This is a genomic window from Achromobacter sp. PD1 (assembly GCF_048541815.1).
Classification (GTDB): domain Bacteria; phylum Pseudomonadota; class Gammaproteobacteria; order Burkholderiales; family Burkholderiaceae_B; genus Achromobacter; species Achromobacter bronchisepticus_A.
This window is the reverse complement of sequence record NZ_CP183349.1, coordinates 3,108,230-3,129,472: the sequence shown is the minus strand read 5'-3', so window position 1 is coordinate 3,129,472 and position 21,243 is coordinate 3,108,230. Positions and strand designations below refer to the sequence as shown.

Genomic DNA, 21,243 nt, shown 5'->3' with positions numbered 1-21,243 from the left:
ACGGACTGTGAGCCAATCGCCTACCGGCAATAGGGCGGCCGCGACAGAGCGAGCAATTCTCGCAGGCGGCTGCTTCTGGGGCATGGAGGATTTGCTGCGCCGAGCCAGGGGAGTCATTTCGACGCGTGTCGGTTACACAGGCGGAGAAATGCCTGATCCGACCTACGCGAGACATTACGGCCATGCGGAAGCAGTGGAAGTGACCTTCGACCCTTCCGTTCTCGCCTATCGCTCGCTCTTGGAACTCTTCTTCCAGATACATGACCCCACGACCTACGAGCAACAAGGCAGCGATGTCGGTCCGAGCTATCGATCGGCGATTTTCTACACCACCGAAGTGCAGAAGGAAGTCGCCCTCACAACCATCGCGGAAATCGAGGCATCAGGAAGCTGGCCTGGCCCGGTCGTGTCGGAGATCAACCCAGAAGAACCCTTTTGGGAGGCGGAGCCAGAGCACCAAGAATACCTGGTGCGCTATCCTGGGGGCTATAGCTGCCACTTCGTGCGCCCGACCTGGCGGTTGGACCGCTCAGACGAACGCCCAGCTGTAATACTTGACAGAAAGAGTTGATGATGACCGAAACCGTGACTAATCAGGCCGCCTGGCAGAAAGCGCCGGGGCAGCCACTGAGGATCGGTGTCACCGCTCTGCCGCATCTGGCGGCGAACGAGATATTGATCCGCAACGCGGCCATCGCGATCAACCCACTCGACTGGATTCTGCAGGACGTCGCGCTTTTGCCATGGCTCGACTATCCCGCGATTCTCGGCAGCGACGTCTCCGGTGAGGTCGCGGCGGTCGGTGGCGCGGTCGAGCGGTTCAAGGTCGGCGATCGAGTCATCGGACAGGCGGTCGGGACAACCGTAAATCAACCTGCGCAGGGTGCGTTCCAGCACCACACGATCGTGCTGGACCACATGGCGGCGCCGATCCCCAACAACATTGCCTTCGCTGATGCGGCAGTCCTCCCGCTTGGCCTTGGCACCGCCGCAAGCGGGCTCTACGGACGGACACAGTTGGCTCTCGCGCCACCGTTACACTCGCCGACCGCGCGTCCAGAGGTCGTTCTGGTCTGGGGTGGATCGTCGAGCGTTGGCTGCAACGCCATCCAGCTCGCGGTGGCGTCGGGCTACAGGTGCGTCGCCACCGCTTCGGCGCGCAACGTCGGCCTGTTGAAGGAGCTGGGTGCAAGCGAGGTTCTTGACCACTCGAGTCCAGCCATCGTGGAAGACGTGATTGAGGCAATGCGCGGGCGCAGTCTCGCTGGAACGCTTCACGCGACCGGTCACATGAAAGACTGTTTTGCCGTAGTTGCGAGATGCGAGGGCTCGCGCCGGGTGGCAGCGACGCTGGCCCCGCCCGACGAGCGTTCATTTGGAGTCGAGGCGACGCACATCTCCGGGACGAGCCTCAAGGATGACGAGGTTGGTCCAATGATCTACCGCGAATTCCTGCCGCAGGCTCTCGCGGCGCGCACGTTCGTCCCCGCCCCTCCGGCGAAGATCGTGGGCCAGGGCCTTGAAATGCTCCAGGCTGCCTTGGAAGCCCTGAAGGCGGGTGTATCCGCAGCGAAAATCGTCGTTACCCTGCCTTGAGTGACCAGCCAGGCGGTTTTTCGCGTTCGCAGTCTGAGGTGGCCCGCACTTTGCCGATTGGGAAGCTCTACCGGGAAAACGCGTGTGGGACGCGCGCTGCGCTCCTGCCGGAGCATGCGTTCCCGAAACCTGTTCCCGACTGCTTTTCCCCGAAACTACCTATCGGACATAGAGAAATGGGAATGCAGCGAGTGGTTTGAACGGCCGCTTCCGAAACCGCGTTCCGATCAATTGAGCGGCTAAAAGTGGGGCGATCACCGACATATTAGAATGAGACCGCCATGCCCGATCGGCCGGCTTGACGCGTAGCCAAAAGAATGCGGCTGATGGTAGGCTCGCTGACATTATGAAGCCCCGCCATCTGAGCAGCGTTGAGCTGCCGCAATTGCGAGTCTCCTACGCGTCGTCGTTCTTCTCGCGGTCCACACCTCGCTCATGCAATTCGGCATCGACGGGGCAGTTCGTGCAGCCCTCGTAGCAGCACAAGCGGCAGATGCGGTATGACTGCTCGAGGTTTTCCAAGCGATTTCGGAGAACGCGTTCAGCGATGTCCGATAAGGTTTTCAGTTCGTCTGGATTAAGGATCGATAGCCCTTCGGCAATCACTTGATCGCGCGAGGCCAGGACCTCGTCGCTCGCGACCTTGCCAGTTGGAGTAAGATAGAGGGATCGCGCGCGCCCGTCTGTCGAATGCTCCCTACGCTCGATCAATCCCTCGCTTACCAATCTATCCACCAGGCGAACAGTTCCAGCATGTGAAAGGCCCACCCCGATCGCAAGCATACGGATCGAGAGCCCGGGCTTGTGCGCGAGCAACGCCAGCGCTGAGGCGGCGGGTCCAGCTTCCGGCGCCCGCGATGAACTAGCGCGAACGATGTCGTCGCTGATCATGAGTGCGAACGCCCCGAAAATGTTTCGATCTCGAGGTCCATCCATTGCCACATCTATATGTGCGCGGAGCATAGACAGCAAGCCATACCGTGGTCCTCTTCCTCCGCGCGGCTTGTGGAAAATGTCCTGTTTTAAAAGGGTTTCGGAGGATTTCGACTGATCGAGCGCGCCGAAAAAAACGGGTCCGGCTCGTTAAGGCAGCGGAACCGTTGATACCTGGCGGCTATAGGGCAAGCCTTTTCGCTCGGAATCGCCGTAGGTCGCGCCCGAGAATCACTCCGCGTCAGCGCTGTCATCCAGGCCGCGCAGGTGCAGATCAGCGAGACCTAGCTTGCCCCCGGCGTCGCACTTCCATCGTGTCACCGCGCGCGATCACGATTGTATCAATCCCATTGAGGAACAGTCCGTGCTCCACGACGTCGGGGATTGCGGCGATCGCTGCTACGATTTCGGTGGGCATGGTTATCTCGTCCAGGGCCGCGTCCATCCGTACAGGCTGGACGTTTGCCAACGGGCTATAGGCCCACCCGGAGCGCCAGCCCCATCAAGTCAAAATCCCGCAAAGGTCGCGCGTTTGCTGGGTAAAGGCATCGCCGATGAGGATGGCTTCGTGAGGCAGCGAAGCGCGAACCAGCCGCTCGACATATCTCGCTTATTAGTATATGCGTCGCGCATATACTGCAACGCCTGCCCGAAGCACGTAGACGACGTTCGTGACGTTCCCACGGGACCACTGTTGAGGAATTTTAGATGAGCATTTTCGACCGTTATGAATTTCTTGTCCCCGAGCACGGTCGGAGGGATCTTGGCCTGCTTAGATGGGCTCTCGTGATCGTATTTCTGTGGTTCGGCGCGATGAAGTTCACAGCGTACGAGGCCTATGGTATCGCCCCGTTTATCGAACACAGCCCGATCATGAATTGGCTCGGCATGTTCGGGACGCAGGGGCAAAGCTATTTCATCGGCGTTATCGAGTTATCGACCGGTCTCGTTCTGATCCTTGGTGCATTTCGTCCACTCTTCTCTGCGCTAGGCGCACTAATGTCAGCAGCGACCTATCTGATCACGCTGACCTTTTTCATCACCACTCCAGGTGTCGCGGAGCAGACTGCCGGCGGCTTTCCTGCGATTTCGGCTGCACCAGGGCAGTTTCTACTGAAGGACGCAGTTCTGCTAGCGGCGTCCCTCGTGCTGCTGCGTGCTTCGGTCCGCCACAGAGGGGCGCTTGTGCCCTCGTGACTGTGGTCCTCTCGTGACGGCGGCGTGCAAATCCTGCAGAACCTCCGCGGGGCATGGATGCTCCGTCGCGATATCGAGCCCGGAGGCGCTCAGCTGCATGGCGACGCGGTCTTCGCCCGTTTCGGCGAAGGCGCGCTCGCTTATCGAGAGAGCGGCATTCTCACACTGGCAGATGGCAGAGTATTCTCCGCGTGCCGGCAGTATCGCTATCGCTTGAGCGAGGACAGTGTTGTCGTCGAGTTCGCAGACGGACCTCATATCGGGACGCAGTTCCTCAGCTTGAGTTTCTCGCGGACGGATACCGGGTTGGAAGCGAGTGGCGTCTATGCCTGCGGAGACGACACCTACCATGCAACCTACAGGATTCTGGGGCCGGCGGCCTTTGAAGTGGTCATCATGGTCCAAGGGCCTGCAAAGGCATACGAGCTAGTCAGCCGATATTCCCGGTCGGGATAAATGCTCATGTCAGGAGGGCAAGTCCTCTGTTGCCCTTATCATGGCCGTGAAAGGCAGCGCCGGAATAACTTACCACGCGCTGCAAATCCGAAGACGATTGTCGTCGTCATCAGAAGGTAGGCGACTATCCCACCAGGTGAAAGAGTCGGAACCGCTGCGAGGATCAACCCATCATTCCCGCCGGGTATGAGCGCGATGCCGATACCCATCAATGTGCCGCCGACGATAGATCGCAGAATGCCATTGGCTGTCGGCAGTTGGAGACGCAGATTGCCTTGGCGAAAGGAGGCGGTTAGGGCGCCTGCGATCGAAGAGATCACCGCAGTGAGCGCGACCTCGCCGGCCGGCGACATTCTGAGAGGAAGGGCGCGTTGAATCACGTCTGCGAAGGTCCAGGCCGGCGAGAGTGCATATAGAAGTCCGCCAGTGATACCGAGTCCAATCATCGAAGCGCCGAACGACCAACCCGGCTTTGTTCGCAGAACGCTCTTCGTGGAAACGAAAACGAGTGCCAGCACGAGCACAACTAGGAAGGCTAGGAGAGTAACGAGGCCTGTTGCGCTCGGTTTGGAGATTAAGCTTGGCCATGTTGAATCGTAGCCGAACCTGCCATGGTCGGCAACCAAGATACCAATCGTTAATCCCAAGGGTAGAGCTAGAAGTCGCATCTCCCCATCCCCAAGCCGCGCCAGCGATCCGAGCAGGCATGTGTCATTAATGAGTGCGCCGAGGCCGAAGGCGATGGCGCCGATGAGCAGGAGGAAATTGATGCTGGTCGAGGGTGCGAGTGTTGCGCCCAGTGTTCCCGTCCAGACTATCGGGACCGCAACCAGGCCTGCCGCTGCCGACGCTGCGAGAAATCCGACGAACATTTTCGGCGGCTGTCTTCTGTGTAACTCATGAGCGGCCACCACTAAACAGGTTCCGCCTTGGTTCGCCGCATATCCGAACCCGAAGGCAAGTACGCATAGAAGAAGTTCGAGCGCAAACGATCCCATTATTTCAAGCCTGCCTGATCATATCGTCAGCCTTCTGATGCGACGTTCCAGCGTGGCGAGCGCCCCGGCTTAGCTTTACCACGGGAAGGCGCGATCCTGCTGTAGCCGCACAGATGGCAAAGGCTGACCGAGCCATCTTTGTCGAAGCCGTTTGCCACAAGGAGCCGCTCCGACAGCATGCCTAGAATGTCGAGGTCATTGGGCGACAGGGGCGAAATACATTCGGAGATCACCTGCTCCCGTGCCTTGAGCAAGGCGTCCGTTATCTTCTTCCCCGAATTGGTGAGGTGAATGAAGCGCGCCCGCCTGTCGGTGATTTGTCTTCGTCGTTCCACCAACTGTTCGCGCTCGAGCCTATCGATCAATCGCACCGTCCCGGCATGAGAAAGCCCGATCGAGGTAGCCAAAACGCTGATCGGCAGTCCGGGCTCCATGCTGAGTAACACCATCACGGCGGTCCCCGGGCCGCTTGGTGAAAACGAGGCCGAGACACTGGCGATGCTGTCTGCAACCGCCAACGCGAGTGCACCTAAATGGTACTTGGCGACCTCAGGCTCCATACCGCAAGAATATATGCTTCGCGCATAGACTTCAAGCGTGTGAAAATGTATGACCGCCGCATGCATCTATGACAGATTCGGACATGGTCATGCTCATTGAGGGGCTCAGCTCGGATTCCACATCTGAGATCAACGGACGTGCTCGTTCCCCAGGCGCTAGCGGGGGTGGGCTCGATGAAAGTGGACGTGCATGGGTGCCGCTCACCGGGCGCAGGCGGTTCGCCGATGAGACCGCCGGTATGATCGGACGGGTCTCATGCCCGACCTGACTCTTGATCTCCGATACCTGAAGTACGCCGTTCAGGTCGCCGAGGCCGGCAGCTTCCGCCGAGCGGCGGAGCGCCTATCGATATCGCAATCCACCGTCAGCCGACGTGTGCAGCTGTTTGAGCGCCAACTTGGCTTTTCTCTCTTCAAGCGTACGCGAGCGGGGGCAGGGCTGACTCCAGAAGGTGAGCGCTTCCTTCAACAAGCGGTGGTGGGAGCGCGCTACCTTCGTAACGCCGCAACGGAGATCCGCTCCGCGCGGAAACTCAAGACCGGGCTCGTGAGGTTTGGAATGCTTGAAGCGTTCCCGGCGTGCCCGATCATCAACATTCTCTCGGCATTCAGAAATAGACATCCGACGATCGAGGTAAAGCTTGAGGAAGGCACTTCAGAAGAAAACACTTTGGGGGTGAAGCGCGGATTACTGGACGCAGCAATCAGCCTGAGTGCGAGCAAGAGCCCTCAGTTCCAAGTTCGACGTCTCTGCGAACCAGATCTGTTCGTGGCATTGTCCCCGCTTCACGAGTTGGCAGCACGGCCACAGCTGTCGTGGGAGGACATTTGTGACGAAGTCTTCCTCGTTCGCTCGGATGGCGCTGGGCGTGAGCTCGCTGGCATACTCCGGCGCATGGTGGGCGCCGGAGACGGAGCGGTTCAACTCTCGATCCAACAAGTCAGCCGAGAAACCCTGCTGACGATGGTCGAACAGGGCTTCGGCTTGACCATCACCAGCGTGATCTACCGGCCGGATATCGCGTTGATCCCGCTCCCATCGGCGCGGGCGCCGACGGCCGCTATAATTTCTTCCAGTGACAACGACAACCCGACTCTGCCGCTGCTGCTGAAGTGTTTCGACACCCCCTCTAGAGCGGGGACCACGGATTAATCGGCGCTCCCCGGCGTCAACGTTCGCCTGGCTTTGGCGAAGCCACGGTCTGTCGCGATGAACCGTTGTAACATCGGGACGATTAACCGAGCTGGGTCAACAGCGGACTGACCTTGCTCTCGGCCCAATAGGTGGGCGTAGTCAACAAGGTCCTGGTGGAGAGCTGCAGGTAGCTCGACCTGTACCTTAAGCGGCTTGTCGTCCGCGATGGGGCCTAGCTTAAGCTTCGACATCATCAACCTCCATATGGCTCCAGTACCAAGTCTCGCGTCACGATAACGCGCACGGGAAATCCGGGCCGAATAGTGATCGTGGGCGCGACGTTGAGCTGACGCCTCACAATCTGCTGCCCTGCGTCGTTGATGGTGTCCTGCCCACCGTTCCGGATCGCCTGAACGAGCTGATCGTCGTTGTCGACCGCGAGTTCGGCGCCGACGCTCAGCAGTGTCGACAATCCCGCAGCCTTGGCCAGATCCCACCAATGGTAATCGACGCCATCCTGCAGCCCGGCGAACCCTTCAGCGTCAGCACCAGGCTGGCGCTCGAGAACGATCGAGCGCCCGTTCGGGAAGACGAGCCGAGTCCAGACGAGCAGGACTCGGCTCTGGCCGAACTGCACGTTGTTGTCGTACTGCCCGACCACACGAGTGCCTTGCGGCACAAGCAAGATACGGCCGGTTGGGCTGTCGTAGATGTTTTCGGTGACCTGCGCGGTGATCTGGCCGGGTAGATCGGATCGGATGCCGGTGATCAGCGCCGCGGATATCACTGCTCCCGCCTGAAGGACGTTCGGCGATACTGGCGCAGCGACGCGATCGGGCGCAACCGTCCTGCGATCGGCCGCGGCGTTCAGAAACGCGTTCTGCCGGTCCTGCGCCGAGGGCGTGGCGGGCGGCGGAGCGAGGCCAATGCTCGCCAAATCCGGCACCGGCGCGAGCGCTGGGGCAGCTCCCGCAGCAGCGGGTGTGCCCCGGCTTTCCGATCCGGAGAAGAGACGGCTGGTGCGCGCGGTCTCGATTTCCTGAAGGCGGCGCTGCTCTTCCGGGCTGATGCCGGGATTGGGCGTGGCCGTCCCGGGTGTGGGCACCGGCTGTCCGCGATCCTGGGTACTAAGGATCGGCCGGCCGAGGTCACCGGGAAGAGGGGGACCGAGCTGTGGCACGCCACTGTAATCTCGCGGCAGGCCGGCCAGTCCGTCAGCGGTCGAGCGGTTCTCGGTCGAATAGAGTTCGTCGTTCGGCCGACCGGCGTCGCGGGTCTGAAGCGCGTAGATCAGCGCACCTCCGAGCCCGACGCTGGCGACAAGACCGAGGCCGGCGAGAACCTTCCGCGACAACCGGGTGACGCGGGGCGGTTCGGCCCGCAGCCGCATCGGCGCAGGCCCGACCGGCTCGCCGGTCAGGGGCTGCGCATCGTCGTCCGGCACTTCCTCAATCCGGGGCGGGTTCTCGCTCACGAGGTCGGCCTCCCGTCTGTGCGGACGATCCTGACGCGCTTCTGCTCGCGGCCGGAGCCGAAGCGAAGTTCGGCAGCCGCGAACAGACGATCAACGATCATGTGGTGGCCGCGAACGCGATAGTTCACGAGCTCAGAGGTGTTGCCCTCGGGGCCGACGACGAAGAGTGGCGGCATCTCGCCCTGACCGATGCCGCGCGGAAACTCGATAAAGACCTGGCGTCCGTCGTCGAAGGCGCGCAGCGGCCGCCACGGCGCACGGTCGCCCTCGATCGCATAGCGGAAGTTGACGTTCGCGAGATCGACGCCGCTCGCCACCGGCTGGGCCGCCTGCGCCTCGGCGTTCTGACGGCGCAGCGCAATGAGCTGGTCTTGCGGATACTGCCATGAGACCGACGCCATATAGGTGCGCTCTGTCGAGCGCAGCTCCATGTGATAGGTGCGCATGTTGGTGTTGATGACGAGGTTTGTCATCAGGTCGGCGCGGGTGGGCTTTACTAGGATGTGGATCTGGCGCGTTGCCCCCGATCCGCTCTCGGTGTCGCCGATGATCCAGCGCACTGTGTCGCCGGCGGCCACCGGGCCTGCGCCGACAAGCTGCTCCCCGGGTTGGAGCGCGATGTCGGTGATCTGCCCGACGGCGGTATAGACTTGATAAAGCGCCCCTTGAGTCCACGGGTAGACCTGCATCGAGTTAATGAAGCCGTCGCGCACCGGCTGGACTCGTGCCGCCTCGTTTGCCTGGTTGACGCGAGCGGTCGGATTAGAAGGCTCCGGGGCACGCCGCGTCTCCTCCACACGCTGCAATTGGCCAGGCAGCGGCAGCGGCCGGGGCAGCTCGACCACGGTGACCGGCGCGGGTGGATCGACGGTCTGCACCGCCGGAGCCGCATTGTCGTAGGAAATCTCCGGCGGCGGATTGGTGGTCGCGCAGCCCGCGAGCGCGGTCGCCGCTAGCAGAACGACCGGGAATGCGGCTCTACGGAGAGCCGGGAGTACGTGTGTGTGTGAAGCCGGGTTTCCGGCTTTACGGAAATACGGCTTCATTGCCCAAGCTCCCGTGACCAGTTGATGGCGTTGACGTAGATGCCGAGCGGGTTCGCCCTGAGCCGGTCGGCGTTTCGGGGGATCTGCACGACGATCGTCAGGATCGCGGTCCAGCGCGTGGTCTCGGCGAGCTGGCCATTTTCGTATCGGCGCTCGACCCAGGCGACGCGGAAGCTGTCCGGGGACGCGCGGATGACGCTGGAGACGTCGACAGCGACCTGCTGCCGGCCGACCCGTGTAAAGGGGTCGTTGGAGCGGGCGTAGTCATTGAGCGCCATGGCGCCGCGGTCAGTCGTGAAGTCGTAGGCGCGCAGCCAGTTCTGCCGGACGATGATCGCATCGGCCGGAATGCTCCGGACCTGCTCGATGAAGCGCGCTAGGTGGAAGGCAATCTGCGGATCGGTCGGACGATAGTCGGCCTCGGCGGGCGCGACGGCCTGCGCCTGACCGATGCGATCGACTTGGACCACCCAGGGTACGATCGTCCCGCGTGCTGACTGCACGACGAGCGCGATGGCGAACCCGGCCGATAGGATCAGCGAGCCGAACGCCATGAGCCGCCAGTTCTTGGCCTGCACGCGCGAGGCGCCGATGCGCTCATCCCAGACCTGGGTGGCGCGTTGATAGGGCGTCGCCGGCTCGGGGGCCTTGCCATAATGGGTAGAGGGTCGTTTGAACATCAGCGATCGCCTTCGGAAAGATTGATGGAAGAGCCGCCGCCGTGGGCGTCGCCGGAGCGGACGGCATGGGCCGTGGCCTGGACGGCATGGGTCACGTGCTGGGATCGGCGCATCCGCTGCGCCCAGGCCGGCGGACCGCCGGCGTTCGCGGAACCGGCGGCAGCGGCGCCATCACCGGCCGCGTCACCGCCGATCGAGCCCATGGTGGAAGTGCCGCCTGTCGCCTCAAAGGCGGCCTTGCCGCCAGCGTTGAAGCTTGAGCGCATGCTTTCGGCGGCACGCGATGCGGCGCGACGCAGAGGTGAGACGGCGGCGCTGCCGCCGGCACGCACGACCCCGCCGAGACCGGAAGCGACACCGACCGCGCCGGCCTGCCCGGCTGAGCCAAGGCTGTAAGCGGTGGACGCGCCGCCGGCGATCGCAGCACCGCCACGAGCGGCGGCGGCGGCACCACCGGCCAGCGCAGCACCACCCGACGCAGCGGCGCCGACGGCGCCAGCGCCGAGCGCGACCATGCCGCCTGCGGCCAGGCCAGTGCCGACTGCTGCTCCGGCGCTGAGCTGGGGACCACCGGAGACGATGCCGCTTGCAATACCGGGACCGAAGATACCGAGGCCGAGCAGCGACAGCGCGGCGAGCACGATCGCCATCGCTTCGTCGATTGTCGGGTTCTGGCCGCCGAAACCGGATGTGAATTCTGAGAAGAGCGTCGAGCCGATGCCGATGATGACGGCCAGCACCAGCACCTTGATGCCGGAGGAGATGACGTTGCCGAGCACGCGTTCGGCCATGAAGGCCGACTTGCCGAACAGGCCGAACGGGATCAGCACGAAGCCGGCGAGCGTCGTCAGCTTGAACTCGATGAGCGTGACGAAGAGCTGGATGGCGAGGATGAAAAAAGCGAGCAGCACCAGCGCCCAGGCCAGGAACATGCAGGCGATCTGGATGAAGTTCTCGAAGAACGACCAGTAGCCCATGAGGCTGGAGATGGAATCGAGCAGCGGCCGTCCGGCGTCGAGCCCGGTCTGAGCGACCTTGCCAGGGCGCAAGAGGTCGGCCGTGGTGAACCCGGTGCCGCTAGCCTTCAGGCCGAGGCCGGCGAAGCTCTCGAAAATGATCCGGGCGAGGTTGTTCCAATTACCGATGATGTAGGCGAACACGCCGACGAACAGCGTCTTCTTCACCAGGCGGGCCATGATGTCGTCGTCGGCGCCCCAGCTCCAGAACAGCGCCGCCAGCGTCACGTCGATGACGATCAGGGTGGTGGCGATGAAGGCGACTTCGCCGCTGAGTAGCCCGAATCCGCTGTCGATGTAGCGGGTGAAGACCTCAAGAAAATGGTCAATGACGCCGGTGCCGCCCATGATCTTATCTCGCCTCGTCGAGCTGCGGCGGCGCGATCGGTGCGGCGGGCTCGAAGGCCGGCTGATCGGTGCGGTCCGATTGGGGTATGAGAGTGTTTCGCGGCGCTGGCGGGATGTCCGGCAAGCGCTCGGTAGGTCGCGCGCCGGGCGCGAGGAAGCGGTTGCGGTTTTCGGCCCAGGCCCGCAGGCACGCCGGATCGCGCGGCCCCGCTTCGCCGAGCACCTGGCAGCGGATCATTTCGTCGCGCAACGGATCGCCCTGCGCTTGGGTGGTCCGGTCGGACGGCCACGCCTCCCGCACTTCCTCTTTCCGGTTCATCTCGATCGCGGTCGCAGTGATCGCGACGGCCACGAACACCACAGCGCCGAGCCGTGCGAGCATCTTGCCGTCCATGGCCGCGCCCTCAGTTGCCGTTCGGGAACATGCGGGCGTTGCCGGGCTGATAGCCGGTGCCCGGCGTCAGGAACCGTCGGCGCTGTTCGCGACCCTGTTCGGCCGCGGCAGATCGCTCGGCCTCGGACAGGCTTTGCGCCCGGCCGTTGGCGGCAACGACGGCGGTGAGATCGGCAAGCTGCTGCGCTTGCAGCGCGAGAAGCTGGTTGCCGGCCTGCGTCGCCTGCAGCGCTCCCGTCGCGCCCTGGCTCTGGCCGACCAGTGACGACATCTCGGCGCGGTTGGTGTCGATGTTGCCGCCCACGCCGGCCTGGACGCGCATGGCGTCCTGCAGGCCGCCGACCGTGTTCTGCCAGCGCTCCCGCGCCTGCGCCACGAGCGCCTGGTCGGAGGCGGACATGGAGGCGTTGCCGTAGGTCGACGTGAACGCCTGGTCGATGCGCTGGACGTCGTAGGCGATTCCCTGCGCCTGTTGCAGGAGCTGCTGGGTGCGCTGAACCGACTGCTGAAGCTGCTGGAGCGAGGAGTATGGCAGGCTGGCGAGGTTGCGGGCCTGGTTGATCAGCATCGTCGCTTCGTTCTGAAGCTGGGTGATCTGCTGATTGACCTGCTGGAGGGTGCGCGCCGCCGTCAGGACGTTCTGCGCATAGTTGGTCGGATCGTAGACGATCCATTGCGCAGCGGCGGGAGTGCTGAGGATCGGCGAAAGCGCGATCGGCGCGGCAAGCAGCGCTGCGGTGATACGCAGTGCAAGCGAGCGGGATTGAGTAGAACGGGTCATGGGCGTGTCTCCGGATCGGTTTGGGGGATGACATTGGTGAGGTCGGCGATGAGGTCCGCGGCCCAGGCAAGCCGGTTCTCGGCGAGCCACTCAGCGAGGAAGCCATCCGTGCCGCTGCGGGCGTGAACGTCCGCGATCAGCGCCTGGTGCTGCTTGGACGACGCGGCGCAGAGCGCGAGCGCCACGTCCGACAGCCCCAGCTCGAACAGCCGGTTGCCGCGCCGCGACTGGCAGTAATAGTCGCGCTTAGGCATCGCCCGCGCGAGGATCTCGATCTGGCGATCGTTGAGCCCAAAGCGGCGATAGATGGCGGTGATCTGCGGCTCGATCGCGCGTTCGTTCGGCAGCAGGATGCGAGTCTGACAGCTCTCGATGATGGCTGGCGCGATCGCTGAGCCGTCGATGTCGGAGAGCGACTGCGTCGCGAAGATGACGCTGGCGTTCTTCTTGCGCAGCGTCTTCAGCCACTCGCGGAGCTGACCGGCGAAACCCTCGTCGTCTAGCGCCAGCCAGCCTTCATCGACGATCAGCAGCGTGGGGCGACCGTCGAGGCGGTCCTCGATGCGGTGGAAGAGATAGGCGAGCACGGCGGCGGCGGCGCCCGTGCCGATCAACCCTTCTGTTTCGAAGACCTGGACATTCGCTTCGCCCAGATGCTCGGCCTCGGCGTCGAGCAACCGGCCATAGGGACCGCCGACGCAATAGGGCCGAAGCGCCTGCTTCAGGTCGTTGGACTGCAGCAGGACGGACAGGCCGGTGAGCGTCCGCTCGTTGATCGGCGCGGACGCCAGCGAGGAGAGCGCCGACCAGAGATGCTCCTTCACCTCGGGCGTGACCGGCATGCTCTCTCGCCCCAGGATCGCGACCAGCCAGTCGGCGGCCCAGGCACGTTCGGCGACATCGTCGATCCGGGCCAGCGGCTGAAGCGACACGCTGTCGTCGGCGCCTTCGGTCAGGCCGCCGCCGAGATCGTGCCAGTCGCCCCGCATGGCGAGCGCGGCTGCTCGGATCGATCCCCCGAAGTCGAAGGCGAAGACCTGGGATTGTGGATAGCGCCGGAACTGAAGCGCCATCAGCGCGAGCAAAACGGATTTTCCGGCGCCGGTCGGACCGACGATCAGCGTATGGCCGACATCGCCGACATGGATGGAAAGCCGGAACGGGGTCGAGCCTTCGGTTCTGCCGTAAAGCAGTGGGGGTGCATCGAAGTGCTCGTCCCGTTCCGGTCCCGCCCACACCGCCGACAGCGGGATCATGTGGGCGAGATTCAATGTGGAGATCGGAGGTTGCCTGACATTGGCGTAGACATGGCCGGGCAGCGAGCCGAGCCAGGCGTCCACGGCGTTGATCGTCTCGGGCATGGCGGTGAAGTCGCGGCCCTGGATGACCTTCTCGACCATCCGCAGCTTCTCGGCTGCAATGCGCGGATCATCGTCCCAGACGGTGATCGTCGCGGTGACATAGGCCTGGCCGGCGTAGTCGGCGCCCAGCTCCTGCAACGCCATATCGGCGTCGGCGGCCTTGTTGGCCGCATCGGTATCGACCAGCGCAGAGGCCTCGTTGGTCATCACCTCCTTGAGGATGGCGGCGATCGACTTGCGCTTGGCGAACCACTGACGCCTGATCTTCGTCAGCAGCTTGGTGGCGTCGGTCTTGTCGAGCAGGACGGCGCGTGTTGACCAGCGATAGGGAAAGGCCAGCCGGTTCAGCTCATCGAGGATGCCGGGCGTGGTCGCGGTCGGGAAGCCGACAATGGTGAGGATGCGGACATGTGCGTCGCCGAGCCGGGGTTCGAGCCCACCGGTCAGGGGCTGATCGGCCAGCAGCGCATCGAGATATATCGGCGTCTCGGGCACGCGGACGCGGTGCCGCTTGGTCGAGACGGTCGAATGCAGATAGGTCAGCGTCTCGCCGTCATCGAGCCAGGCGCATTCCGGCATGAAGGCGTCGATGAGCTGAAGGATGCGATCGGTGCGGTCTGCGAAGCCGCGCAGGATCTCGTGCGCATCGACGCCAGCGTGATCGCGACCCTCATAGAGCCAGGTCTCTGCGCGCGCCGCGTCTTCGGCCGGGGGAAGGTAGAGGAAGGTGAGGAAGTAGCTCGATTCGAAGTGCGCGCCGGCTTCCTCGAAGTCGGCTTTCCGTTCGGCGTCGACCAAGGCCGACGCGCTGTCGGCGAACACGCTGGCCGGATAGGTCGCGGCACCATGGCGCTGCGCCTCGACGAAGATGGCCCAGCCGGAGCCCAGGCGACGGAAGGCGTTGTTGAGGCGCCCGGCGACCGCGACCAGCTCGGCCGGAACGGCACTGTCGAGGTCGGGTCCGCGAAACCGTGCAGTTCGCTGCAAGCTGCCGTCCTTGTTCAGGACGATGCCTTCGCCGACCAGAGCGACCCAGGGCAGGAAGTCGGCGAGACGGGTATTGCGGTTGCGATATTCGGCGAGGTTCATCATCGGCGTCGCTCCTCAAACCGACAGGTGGCCGGGGATGCGCAGATGTTTGCGCACGACATCGACGAACTGCGGATCGCGCTTGGCCGCCCAGACGGCCGCGAAATGACCGAGAGCCCAAAGGCCCAGGCCGACCAGCCAGAGGCGGAGGCCAAGGCCGAGCGCGGCTGCCAGCGTGCCGTTGAGAATGGCGATCGAGCGCGGAGCGCCGCCGAGCAGGATGTGCTCGGTCAGCGACCGATGGACCGGGACCGAGAAGCCCGCCAGCTCGCCATGATGATCTGCGCCGTTGGCCATCAGACGAGCGCCCCGCCGCCGAACGAGAAGAAGGACAGGAAGAAGCTGGACGCAGCGAAGGCGATCGACAGGCCGAAGACGATTTGGATGAGCTTGCGCGCGCCGCCCGACGTGTCGCCGAAGGCCAGCGTCAGGCCGGTGATGATGATGATCATCACCGCGATAATTTTGGCGACCGGGCCCTCGATGGATTCGAGGATGGACTGTAGCGGGGCCTCCCAGGGCATTTGGGAGCCGGAAGCGTGAGCGGCAGGCGCGAGCGCCAGCGAGACGAAGGTGACGGATACCGCAGTCGCGATATGGCGGCGGAAACGCAGGGCATGCTGGATCATGACGGACCTCCTGTGAGGGGCTGGCTTGCGGGCGTGACGCGGTAGTCGCCGTCGGGGCCAAGGCCCTCGATGCGGGCGAGTTCGGCGAGGCGGCGCGACGTGCCCCGGCCGGAAAGCACGGCGACGAGATCGATCGTCTCGGCGATCAGGGCGCGCGGGACGGTGACGACGGCTTCCTGGATGAGCTGCTCCATCCGACGCAGCGCGCCGATGCCCGTACCCGCGTGGATGGTTCCGACACCGCCGGGGTGTCCTGTGCCCCAGGCCTTCAGCAGATCGAGGGCCTCGGCTCCCCGGACCTCGCCGATCGGAATCCGATCAGGGCGCAGGCGAAGAGAGGAGCGGACAAGATCGGAGAGCGAGGCGACGCCGTCTTTGGTCCGCATGGCGACGAGGTTCGGCGCGGCGCATTGCAGTTCGCGCGTGTCTTCGATCAGGACGACGCGGTCGGAGGTCTTCGAGACCTCAGCCAGCAAAGCGTTGGTGAGGGTCGTCTTGCCGGTCGAGGTGCCGCCGGCGACGAGGATGTTGCGCCGATCGGCGACGGCCTGGCGCAGCGTCTCGGCCTGATGCGCCGCCATGATCCCGGCGGCGACATAGTCGTCGAGCGTGAACACGGCGACGGCCGGCTTGCGGATCGCGAAGGCCGGGGCGGACACGACGGGCGGCAACAGCCCCTCGAACCGCTCCCCCGTTTCGGGCAACTCGGCTGAGACACGTGGGGCGCCGGGATGAACCTCGGCCCCGACATGATGGGCGACGAGGCGGATGATCCGCTCGCCGTCTGACGGCGACAACAGTTCACCCGTGTCGGAAAGTCCTTCGGAAAGCCGGTCGACCCAGAGCCGCCCATCGGGGTTGAGCATCACCTCGACGATCGCGGGGTCTTCCAGAAACCGGGCGATCGCCGGCCCGAGGGCCGTGCGCAGCATGCGCGCGCCGCGAAGGATCGCCTCCGATTTCTGGTGAGTGGCCGCCACGTCGTCCCCGTTCTCTTGCGGGACCGCGACATGCGGCCCTGGATCGGGGATGAGTAGAAGAGGCAGAAATCATGGCCTGACAACAACCATAATGTGGTCGTCGTACTGTAGCGTACAAATACAGGGAAACGGCGGAACGCCGGAATACTTGAAGTGGACGTGGCCGTGATTAATCCGCGTCGTGCGCGGGCGTGATGTCCTCGGAAATTTCCTGCCTAAGCTTCGGCCCGTGAGCGAGTCGCCGGCCGAGCGCGGTGACGAACGCTTCGTAGCGTTCGCCGGCTTTGGCGCGCGCCGCTGCCTGGGCGGGCTCGGGGAGCGGCGGGTTCGTCGTCAGCCAGAATCGGATGAAGACGGCCAGCGTTTCGACGGCGATTCCAAGGTCACGCTCCATACGCGCCATTCGCCGGTCGAGCTGGTCGAGCCGTTTCGTCGTAGCCGCCTCCTGCCGTTCGGCAGCGTCGGGCGACAGGAAGGAGGCGATGCCAGCTTCCGCGATCAGCGAGAGGGATTGATCGCGCCGGGCGGCGTGCGCGGCGAGCGCCTTCATGACGTCGGGTTCGAGATACACCGATAGCCGCTGCTTTTTGGGAGGCTTTGCCATGGTGCCTCCTAAAGCTCGATACCGTCGCCGGGATCGAGCGATGCTTGGCGTGCGACCTGGCGCATGGTCTGATTCATGCGCGAGAGGCGAGCGGCGTCCTCATCGGCATCGTCGCGGGGATCGATCTCGAATTCGTTTTCGATGGGCTGCATTGGCTCGACGGGCTTTGCGCGGCTCAGTTCCGGCTGATGCCGGCGCTCGGAGTCGGTCGTATCCTCATCCTCCGATCCGCGCTCGCCGTCGGTCGCGATCGACACGGTCGGCGCCGCTGGAAGCGGCAGCGCGCTCCAGTCATCGGGCCGTGCCGTTGTCCGTTTCACCAGGTTCGGCGGCGTTACGATGCGCTCCTGAAACCGGCGATCCTCATAGTACCGCGCTTTCTTCGCGCGGATCGGTGGCGTACCGGCGACCATGACGATCTCGTCGGCGGGCGGGAGCTGCATGATCTCGCCGGGCGTCATCAGTTGCCGCGCCGTTTCCGAGCGCGACACCATCATGTGGCCGAGCCAGGGCGACAGGCGATGGCCGGCGTAGTTCTTCATCGCCCGCATCTCGGTTGCGGTGCCGAGTGCGTCCGAGACCCGCTTGGCGGTCCGCTCATCGTTGGTGGCGAAGCTAACCCGGACATGGCAGTTATCGAGGATCGAGTTGTTCGGGCCGTAGGCCTTCTCGATCTGGTTCAACGACTGGGCGATGAGAAAGGCCTTGAGGCCGTAGCCCGCCATGAAGGCGAGAGCGCTCTCGAAGAAGTCGAGACGACCGAGGGCGGGAAACTCGTCGAGCATGAGGAGCAGCCGGTGGCGGTTTCCGTTCGCCTGCAGGTCCTCGGTCAGCCGGCGGCCGACCTGATTGAGGATCAGGCGGATCAGCGGCTTGGTCCGGTTGATGTCCGACGGCGGCACCACGAGGTAGAGCGTCGTCGGATGCTTGCCGCCGACGATATCCACGATGCGCCAGTCGCAGCGGCGTGTGACCTCGGCGACGACGGGATCACGATAGAGGCCGAGGAACGACATCGCTGTCGACAGCACGCCTGATCGCTCGTTGTCGGATTTGTTCAGCAGCTCGCGCGCGGCGCTGGCGATCACCGGATGCGGTCCGGCCTCGCCGAGATGGGCTGTCTTCATCATGGCGGCGAGCGTCGACTCGATCGGCCGCTTCGGATCGGAGAGGAACGCCGCGACGCCGGCAAGCGTCTTATCAGCCTCGGCGTAGAGGACATGCAGGATTGCGCCTACCAGCAATGCGTGGCTGGTTTTCTCCCAGTGGTTCCGTTTCTCCAGCGAGCCCTCCGGATCGACGAGGATGTCGGCGATGTTCTGGACGTCGCGGACCTCCCATTCGCCGCGGCGCACCTCGAGAAGCGGATTGTAGGCGGCAGATTTCGTGTTGGTTGGATCGAACAGCAGCACGCGACCATGACGCGCGCGATAGCCGGCGGTGAGCGTCCAATTTTCCCCCTTGATGTCATGGACGATCGCGGAGCCCGGCCAGGTCAGCAGCGACGGCACGACCAGGCCGACGCCCTTGCCGGATCGCGTGGGCGCGAAGCACAGCACATGCTCGGGGCCGTCATGGCGGAGATAGTCGCGGTCGAACTTCCCGAGCACGACGCCGTCCGCGCCCAGCAAGCCGGCGGCGCGGACTTCCGCGGCGACCGCCCAGCGGGCGGAGCCGAACGTCTCGGCATTCCTAGCTTCACGCGCCCGCCAGACCGACATGCCGATCGCGACGGCGATGGAAATGAAGCCACCGGACGCCGCGATATAGGCTCCCTCGATGAAAATCGGAGGTGCATAGGCGTCGTAGAAGTACCACCACCAGAAGAAGGCGGGCGGATAGTAGATCGGCCAGCCGGCCAGTTCGAACCACGGAAGTCCGAGCTGCGGCTGGAAGCCGAGCCGATAGGCCGTCCACTGCGTCGCCGCCCAGGTCGTCATCAGCACGATCAGGAAGACAGTGAGGATTTGGCCCCAGAGGATTTTGGTCGCCGACATGGCGGGCACTCCTTTCTTGATTGGGCTACATGCCGAGGCCGCGATTGCGGCCGAAGCTCCAGTCGACGCCACCGGCGCCGCGCGACACGCCGGAGACGTGCTGACCGATCTGACGCTCGATCGACGGCGACCAGGGCACGAGCTGGAAGCCGAGGCCGTCGTCGATCATGGCGAAGCGGCCCGACGCGAGCGCAAAGCGCTGGCGATAGGTGCCGGCCACATATTCGCCCGCCGCGGCCTTCGAGAATTGCCGACCGGTCTCGGCCGCAAGCTTCTCGCCAAGGGCGTCGACCTCGCGCTGGCGCAGCGTGTCGATCAGCCCGGGGGAGAAACTGACACCGCGCGTCTGCCGCTCGGCAAGGCCCTGACCAACGAGGTGCTCGGCCCGCCTGTCCATCGCGTGACGAACCTCCGCGCCGAATCCGCCGCCGCCGAGCGCGACGGGATCGCGGGCGATCGCCTGCCGGTCGAGCCAGGTGGCGCCGGTCGCATGGACCTGCCGCTCGATTTCGAGATCGGAGCGGACGGCGAGCGCGACGCGCCTGCGCCCCTGCGCGTCGTCAAATTTGCGCAGCTCCACGATCGAGCCCGGCGCGCTGTCGCCAGCGGCGTCGAGGTCGGGCAGCTTGATGTGATGGGTGCGTCCGTCGGTGCCGTCGACCACGGCATAGGCGGTGCCCTTCAACTCGTCGTCGAGACCACGGTCGACCAGCCGGCCGATGACCGGATCGTCGAGGCTCTCACCGGCAAGCACGTAGCTGGCCGCGCCGCGCTGGATGCCGCGCTCGGTCAGGCCACGGTGAATGCGCTTGATGATGTCGCCACGCTCGCCCAGCTCCCGCAGCGTCGCCTCGGCATTCTCGGACACGACCCATTGTCCGGGGCCGACCTGATCGGCGAGGCCGAGGGTCTCCAGCTTGCGGAGGCGGCCGACCTTCATCGCATGGAATTCGTCGGGCTGGCGGTCAGGGAGCGGGGCGAGATCGACGACGCCGGTGCGATAGCTGTCGCGGGCAAGCTGGCGGTCAAGATTGGTCCAGCGCTCCGCGTCGATCTGCCGTTCGAGATTGCGGCGGATCTCGTGATCGGTGCGCGGCCCCAGCTCCTGGGTGACGAGGTCCTGCGCGCGGGCGCGCATGCCTTCCTTGATATAGTCGCGCGAGATGACGAGGTCCTGACCGTCATCGGTGCGCCCGCGCAGGATGATATGGACATGTGGATTATCCGTGTTCCAGTGATCGACGCCGACCCAGTCGAGCTTGGTGCCGAGGTCTGTCTCCATCTGCCCCATCAGCTCGCGGGCGAAAGTCTTGAGGTCGGACATCTCGGTCGCGTCCTCAGGTGAGACGATGAAGCGGAAGTGATGTCGGTCGTCCTGAGTGCGCTCGGCGAAAGCCTTGGCGTCGGCCGCCTCCGTCTCCGGCCCGAACAACTTCGCCTTCTCCCCATCCCGGGTGACGCCTTCGCGCTGCAGATAGCTGAGGTGGGCGTTGAGCGGCGCCGAGCGAGCGGTGTGCCGGACGACGCGCGTCTTGATCACGGTGTTGCGCGATCGGTTGGTGAGCAGTCGATTGGCCTGGACGGTCGCTCGCTGGCCGCGCCCGAAACGCGAGCGGTTGCCCGAGCTGATCTTGCCGGAGCGCGAGACCCTGCCGCCGGCACGCTGGGCGGCGGCGAGGGCCTGGGCGATGAAGGGCCGCGTTTGCTGTGCGCGGGTGGAGCGGATACGGCCTGGCCGGATGCGGAAGTCGTCCTCGCCGCTCATGGCCGAGGCTCCGCACATCGCGCAAACGCGCGGAAATCCCTCGCGAAATGGCGAATGCGCAGGCTGCGTCGATCAGGCGCACCTCGCGCCAATTCGCCATAAGTCTCTGAAAACACACGACCGCACCAAGCCGCACATCGCGCGCTTTTATCTCGCCATCGTGCGGTTGTGTTGCCTGCTCTCCGTCCTCGGACCGCCATCCCT

23 protein-coding genes are annotated in these 21,243 nt (G+C 64.4%); 5 read left to right on the top strand and 18 right to left on the bottom strand.

The features are described 5' to 3' along the window. Window positions 1-7: 7 nt before the first annotated feature. Both msrA and ACM1PE_RS14760 read left to right on the top strand, forming a co-directional pair. On the top strand, window positions 8-571 hold the full coding sequence (gene msrA, locus ACM1PE_RS14765) for a peptide-methionine (S)-S-oxide reductase MsrA (protein WP_011191350.1): 564 nt from the start codon (window positions 8-10) through the stop codon (window positions 569-571). Continuing rightward, window positions 571-1,596: a zinc-binding alcohol dehydrogenase family protein gene (locus tag ACM1PE_RS14760; protein WP_004357654.1), complete on the top strand. Its 1,026-nt coding sequence runs from the start codon at window positions 571-573 to the stop codon at window positions 1,594-1,596. The genes msrA and ACM1PE_RS14760 overlap by 1 nt, the downstream gene beginning before the upstream one ends. Before the next feature lie 396 nt (window positions 1,597-1,992). On the opposite strand, the gene ACM1PE_RS14755 is transcribed toward ACM1PE_RS14760, so the two are convergent. Continuing rightward, the gene (locus ACM1PE_RS14755; RefSeq protein ID WP_004099028.1) at window positions 1,993-2,487 is read right to left on the bottom strand and encodes a MarR family winged helix-turn-helix transcriptional regulator; all 495 of its coding nucleotides are present in this window, start codon (window positions 2,485-2,487) and stop codon (window positions 1,993-1,995) included. Between the two features lie 316 nt (window positions 2,488-2,803). Further along, a complete protein-coding gene (locus ACM1PE_RS14750; protein WP_156316066.1) occupies window positions 2,804-2,947 on the bottom strand; it encodes a hypothetical protein in 144 nt (47 codons plus the stop codon). A 290-nt stretch (window positions 2,948-3,237) separates the two neighbouring features. Between ACM1PE_RS14750 and ACM1PE_RS14745 the strand changes: the two genes are divergently transcribed. Further along, complete coding sequence (locus ACM1PE_RS14745; RefSeq protein WP_018429614.1) at window positions 3,238-3,726, top strand: YkgB family protein; 489 nt, start codon at window positions 3,238-3,240, stop codon at window positions 3,724-3,726. Between the two features lie 24 nt (window positions 3,727-3,750). Further along, entirely contained in the window at window positions 3,751-4,182 is a 432-nt protein-coding gene (locus tag ACM1PE_RS14740) for a DUF6314 family protein (protein ID WP_232092758.1), read from the top strand. A gap of 38 nt (window positions 4,183-4,220) precedes the next feature. Here the strand turns inward: ACM1PE_RS14740 and ACM1PE_RS14735 are convergent, their stop codons facing one another. Beyond that, window positions 4,221-5,180 carry a YeeE/YedE thiosulfate transporter family protein gene (locus ACM1PE_RS14735; protein ID WP_103243971.1) on the bottom strand — a complete coding sequence of 320 codons (960 nt, stop codon included), beginning with the start codon at window positions 5,178-5,180 and terminating at the stop codon, window positions 4,221-4,223. A gap of 26 nt (window positions 5,181-5,206) precedes the next feature. Continuing rightward, the gene (locus ACM1PE_RS14730) at window positions 5,207-5,629 is read right to left on the bottom strand and encodes a MarR family winged helix-turn-helix transcriptional regulator (RefSeq protein WP_223296479.1); all 423 of its coding nucleotides are present in this window, start codon (window positions 5,627-5,629) and stop codon (window positions 5,207-5,209) included. 367 nt (window positions 5,630-5,996) lie between these two features. On the opposite strand from ACM1PE_RS14730, the gene ACM1PE_RS14725 reads away from it, so the two are divergent. Continuing rightward, window positions 5,997-6,893 (top strand): LysR family transcriptional regulator, encoded by an 897-nt coding sequence (locus ACM1PE_RS14725; RefSeq protein ID WP_103243970.1) that lies wholly within the window; start codon window positions 5,997-5,999, stop codon window positions 6,891-6,893. Here ACM1PE_RS14725 and ACM1PE_RS14720 read toward each other — a convergent pair. From ACM1PE_RS14720 to ACM1PE_RS14655, 14 genes are all read right to left on the bottom strand, one after another. Beyond that, entirely contained in the window at window positions 6,890-7,126 is a 237-nt protein-coding gene (locus tag ACM1PE_RS14720; RefSeq protein ID WP_026227538.1) for a DUF2274 domain-containing protein, read from the bottom strand. The two genes, ACM1PE_RS14725 and ACM1PE_RS14720, sit on opposite strands and share 4 nt — an antisense overlap. A gap of 2 nt (window positions 7,127-7,128) precedes the next feature. Then, on the bottom strand, window positions 7,129-8,349 hold the full coding sequence (locus ACM1PE_RS14715) for a TrbI/VirB10 family protein (protein ID WP_103243969.1): 1,221 nt from the start codon (window positions 8,347-8,349) through the stop codon (window positions 7,129-7,131). After that, window positions 8,346-9,395, bottom strand: coding sequence for a P-type conjugative transfer protein TrbG (gene trbG / locus ACM1PE_RS14710; RefSeq protein WP_011191356.1), 1,050 nt, complete (start codon window positions 9,393-9,395; stop codon window positions 8,346-8,348). Before trbG ends, ACM1PE_RS14715 begins: the two co-directional genes overlap by 4 nt. Beyond that, window positions 9,392-10,075 (bottom strand): conjugal transfer protein TrbF, encoded by a 684-nt coding sequence (trbF, locus tag ACM1PE_RS14705; RefSeq protein WP_103243968.1) that lies wholly within the window; start codon window positions 10,073-10,075, stop codon window positions 9,392-9,394. The genes trbG and trbF overlap by 4 nt, the downstream gene beginning before the upstream one ends. Then, window positions 10,075-11,439 carry a P-type conjugative transfer protein TrbL gene (trbL, locus tag ACM1PE_RS14700; protein WP_103243967.1) on the bottom strand — a complete coding sequence of 455 codons (1,365 nt, stop codon included), beginning with the start codon at window positions 11,437-11,439 and terminating at the stop codon, window positions 10,075-10,077. The genes trbF and trbL overlap by 1 nt, the downstream gene beginning before the upstream one ends. 4 nt (window positions 11,440-11,443) lie before the next feature. After that, on the bottom strand, window positions 11,444-11,833 hold the full coding sequence (gene trbK-alt / locus ACM1PE_RS14695; protein ID WP_103243966.1) for a putative entry exclusion protein TrbK-alt: 390 nt from the start codon (window positions 11,831-11,833) through the stop codon (window positions 11,444-11,446). A gap of 10 nt (window positions 11,834-11,843) precedes the next feature. Next, the gene (gene trbJ / locus ACM1PE_RS14690; protein ID WP_419343679.1) at window positions 11,844-12,614 is read right to left on the bottom strand and encodes a P-type conjugative transfer protein TrbJ; all 771 of its coding nucleotides are present in this window, start codon (window positions 12,612-12,614) and stop codon (window positions 11,844-11,846) included. Next, window positions 12,611-15,067, bottom strand: coding sequence for a conjugal transfer protein TrbE (gene trbE / locus ACM1PE_RS14685; RefSeq protein ID WP_103243965.1), 2,457 nt, complete (start codon window positions 15,065-15,067; stop codon window positions 12,611-12,613). Before trbE ends, trbJ begins: the two co-directional genes overlap by 4 nt. A gap of 12 nt (window positions 15,068-15,079) precedes the next feature. After that, window positions 15,080-15,361 (bottom strand): VirB3 family type IV secretion system protein, encoded by a 282-nt coding sequence (locus ACM1PE_RS14680; protein ID WP_103243964.1) that lies wholly within the window; start codon window positions 15,359-15,361, stop codon window positions 15,080-15,082. Further along, window positions 15,361-15,693, bottom strand: coding sequence for a TrbC/VirB2 family protein (locus ACM1PE_RS14675; protein ID WP_103243963.1), 333 nt, complete (start codon window positions 15,691-15,693; stop codon window positions 15,361-15,363). Before ACM1PE_RS14675 ends, ACM1PE_RS14680 begins: the two co-directional genes overlap by 1 nt. Continuing rightward, window positions 15,690-16,625 (bottom strand): P-type conjugative transfer ATPase TrbB, encoded by a 936-nt coding sequence (gene trbB, locus ACM1PE_RS14670; RefSeq protein WP_197971187.1) that lies wholly within the window; start codon window positions 16,623-16,625, stop codon window positions 15,690-15,692. The genes ACM1PE_RS14675 and trbB overlap by 4 nt, the downstream gene beginning before the upstream one ends. Before the next feature lie 217 nt (window positions 16,626-16,842). Further along, entirely contained in the window at window positions 16,843-17,277 is a 435-nt protein-coding gene (locus ACM1PE_RS14665) for a hypothetical protein (protein ID WP_044416634.1), read from the bottom strand. A gap of 8 nt (window positions 17,278-17,285) precedes the next feature. Further along, window positions 17,286-19,274 (bottom strand): conjugal transfer protein TraG, encoded by a 1,989-nt coding sequence (locus ACM1PE_RS14660; RefSeq protein ID WP_103243961.1) that lies wholly within the window; start codon window positions 19,272-19,274, stop codon window positions 17,286-17,288. A gap of 25 nt (window positions 19,275-19,299) precedes the next feature. Beyond that, a complete protein-coding gene (locus ACM1PE_RS14655) occupies window positions 19,300-21,039 on the bottom strand; it encodes a relaxase/mobilization nuclease domain-containing protein (RefSeq protein WP_103827475.1) in 1,740 nt (579 codons plus the stop codon). Window positions 21,040-21,243: the final 204 nt, after the last annotated feature.

Excerpts from the sequence above, each read along its gene's own strand:
- ACM1PE_RS14760 (WP_004357654.1), top strand. The coding sequence starts at position 571 with ATGATGACCGAAACCGTGACTAATCAGGCCGCCTGGCAGAAAGCGCCG.
- ACM1PE_RS14725 (WP_103243970.1), top strand. The coding sequence starts at position 5,997 with ATGCCCGACCTGACTCTTGATCTCCGATACCTGAAGTACGCCGTTCAG.
- trbG (WP_011191356.1), bottom strand. The coding sequence starts at position 9,395 with ATGAAGCCGTATTTCCGTAAAGCCGGAAACCCGGCTTCACACACACAC.
- ACM1PE_RS14655 (WP_103827475.1), bottom strand. The coding sequence starts at position 21,039 with ATGAGCGGCGAGGACGACTTCCGCATCCGGCCAGGCCGTATCCGCTCC.
- trbE (WP_103243965.1), bottom strand. The coding sequence starts at position 15,067 with ATGATGAACCTCGCCGAATATCGCAACCGCAATACCCGTCTCGCCGAC.
- ACM1PE_RS14750 (WP_156316066.1), bottom strand. The coding sequence starts at position 2,947 with ATGCCCACCGAAATCGTAGCAGCGATCGCCGCAATCCCCGACGTCGTG.
- ACM1PE_RS14755 (WP_004099028.1), bottom strand. The coding sequence starts at position 2,487 with ATGATCAGCGACGACATCGTTCGCGCTAGTTCATCGCGGGCGCCGGAA.
- ACM1PE_RS14660 (WP_103243961.1), bottom strand. The coding sequence starts at position 19,274 with ATGTCGGCGACCAAAATCCTCTGGGGCCAAATCCTCACTGTCTTCCTG.
- ACM1PE_RS14680 (WP_103243964.1), bottom strand. The coding sequence starts at position 15,361 with ATGGCCAACGGCGCAGATCATCATGGCGAGCTGGCGGGCTTCTCGGTC.
- trbB (WP_197971187.1), bottom strand. The coding sequence starts at position 16,625 with ATGCTGCGCACGGCCCTCGGGCCGGCGATCGCCCGGTTTCTGGAAGAC.
- ACM1PE_RS14745 (WP_018429614.1), top strand. The coding sequence starts at position 3,238 with ATGAGCATTTTCGACCGTTATGAATTTCTTGTCCCCGAGCACGGTCGG.
- trbL (WP_103243967.1), bottom strand. The coding sequence starts at position 11,439 with ATGGGCGGCACCGGCGTCATTGACCATTTTCTTGAGGTCTTCACCCGC.
- ACM1PE_RS14675 (WP_103243963.1), bottom strand. The coding sequence starts at position 15,693 with ATGATCCAGCATGCCCTGCGTTTCCGCCGCCATATCGCGACTGCGGTA.
- trbK-alt (WP_103243966.1), bottom strand. The coding sequence starts at position 11,833 with ATGGACGGCAAGATGCTCGCACGGCTCGGCGCTGTGGTGTTCGTGGCC.
- trbJ (WP_419343679.1), bottom strand. The coding sequence starts at position 12,614 with ATGACCCGTTCTACTCAATCCCGCTCGCTTGCACTGCGTATCACCGCA.
- ACM1PE_RS14730 (WP_223296479.1), bottom strand. The coding sequence starts at position 5,629 with ATGGTGTTACTCAGCATGGAGCCCGGACTGCCGATCAGCGTTTTGGCT.
- ACM1PE_RS14720 (WP_026227538.1), bottom strand. The coding sequence starts at position 7,126 with ATGTCGAAGCTTAAGCTAGGCCCCATCGCGGACGACAAGCCGCTTAAG.
- ACM1PE_RS14735 (WP_103243971.1), bottom strand. The coding sequence starts at position 5,180 with ATGGGATCGTTTGCGCTCGAACTTCTTCTATGCGTACTTGCCTTCGGG.
- ACM1PE_RS14665 (WP_044416634.1), bottom strand. The coding sequence starts at position 17,277 with ATGGCAAAGCCTCCCAAAAAGCAGCGGCTATCGGTGTATCTCGAACCC.
- trbF (WP_103243968.1), bottom strand. The coding sequence starts at position 10,075 with ATGTTCAAACGACCCTCTACCCATTATGGCAAGGCCCCCGAGCCGGCG.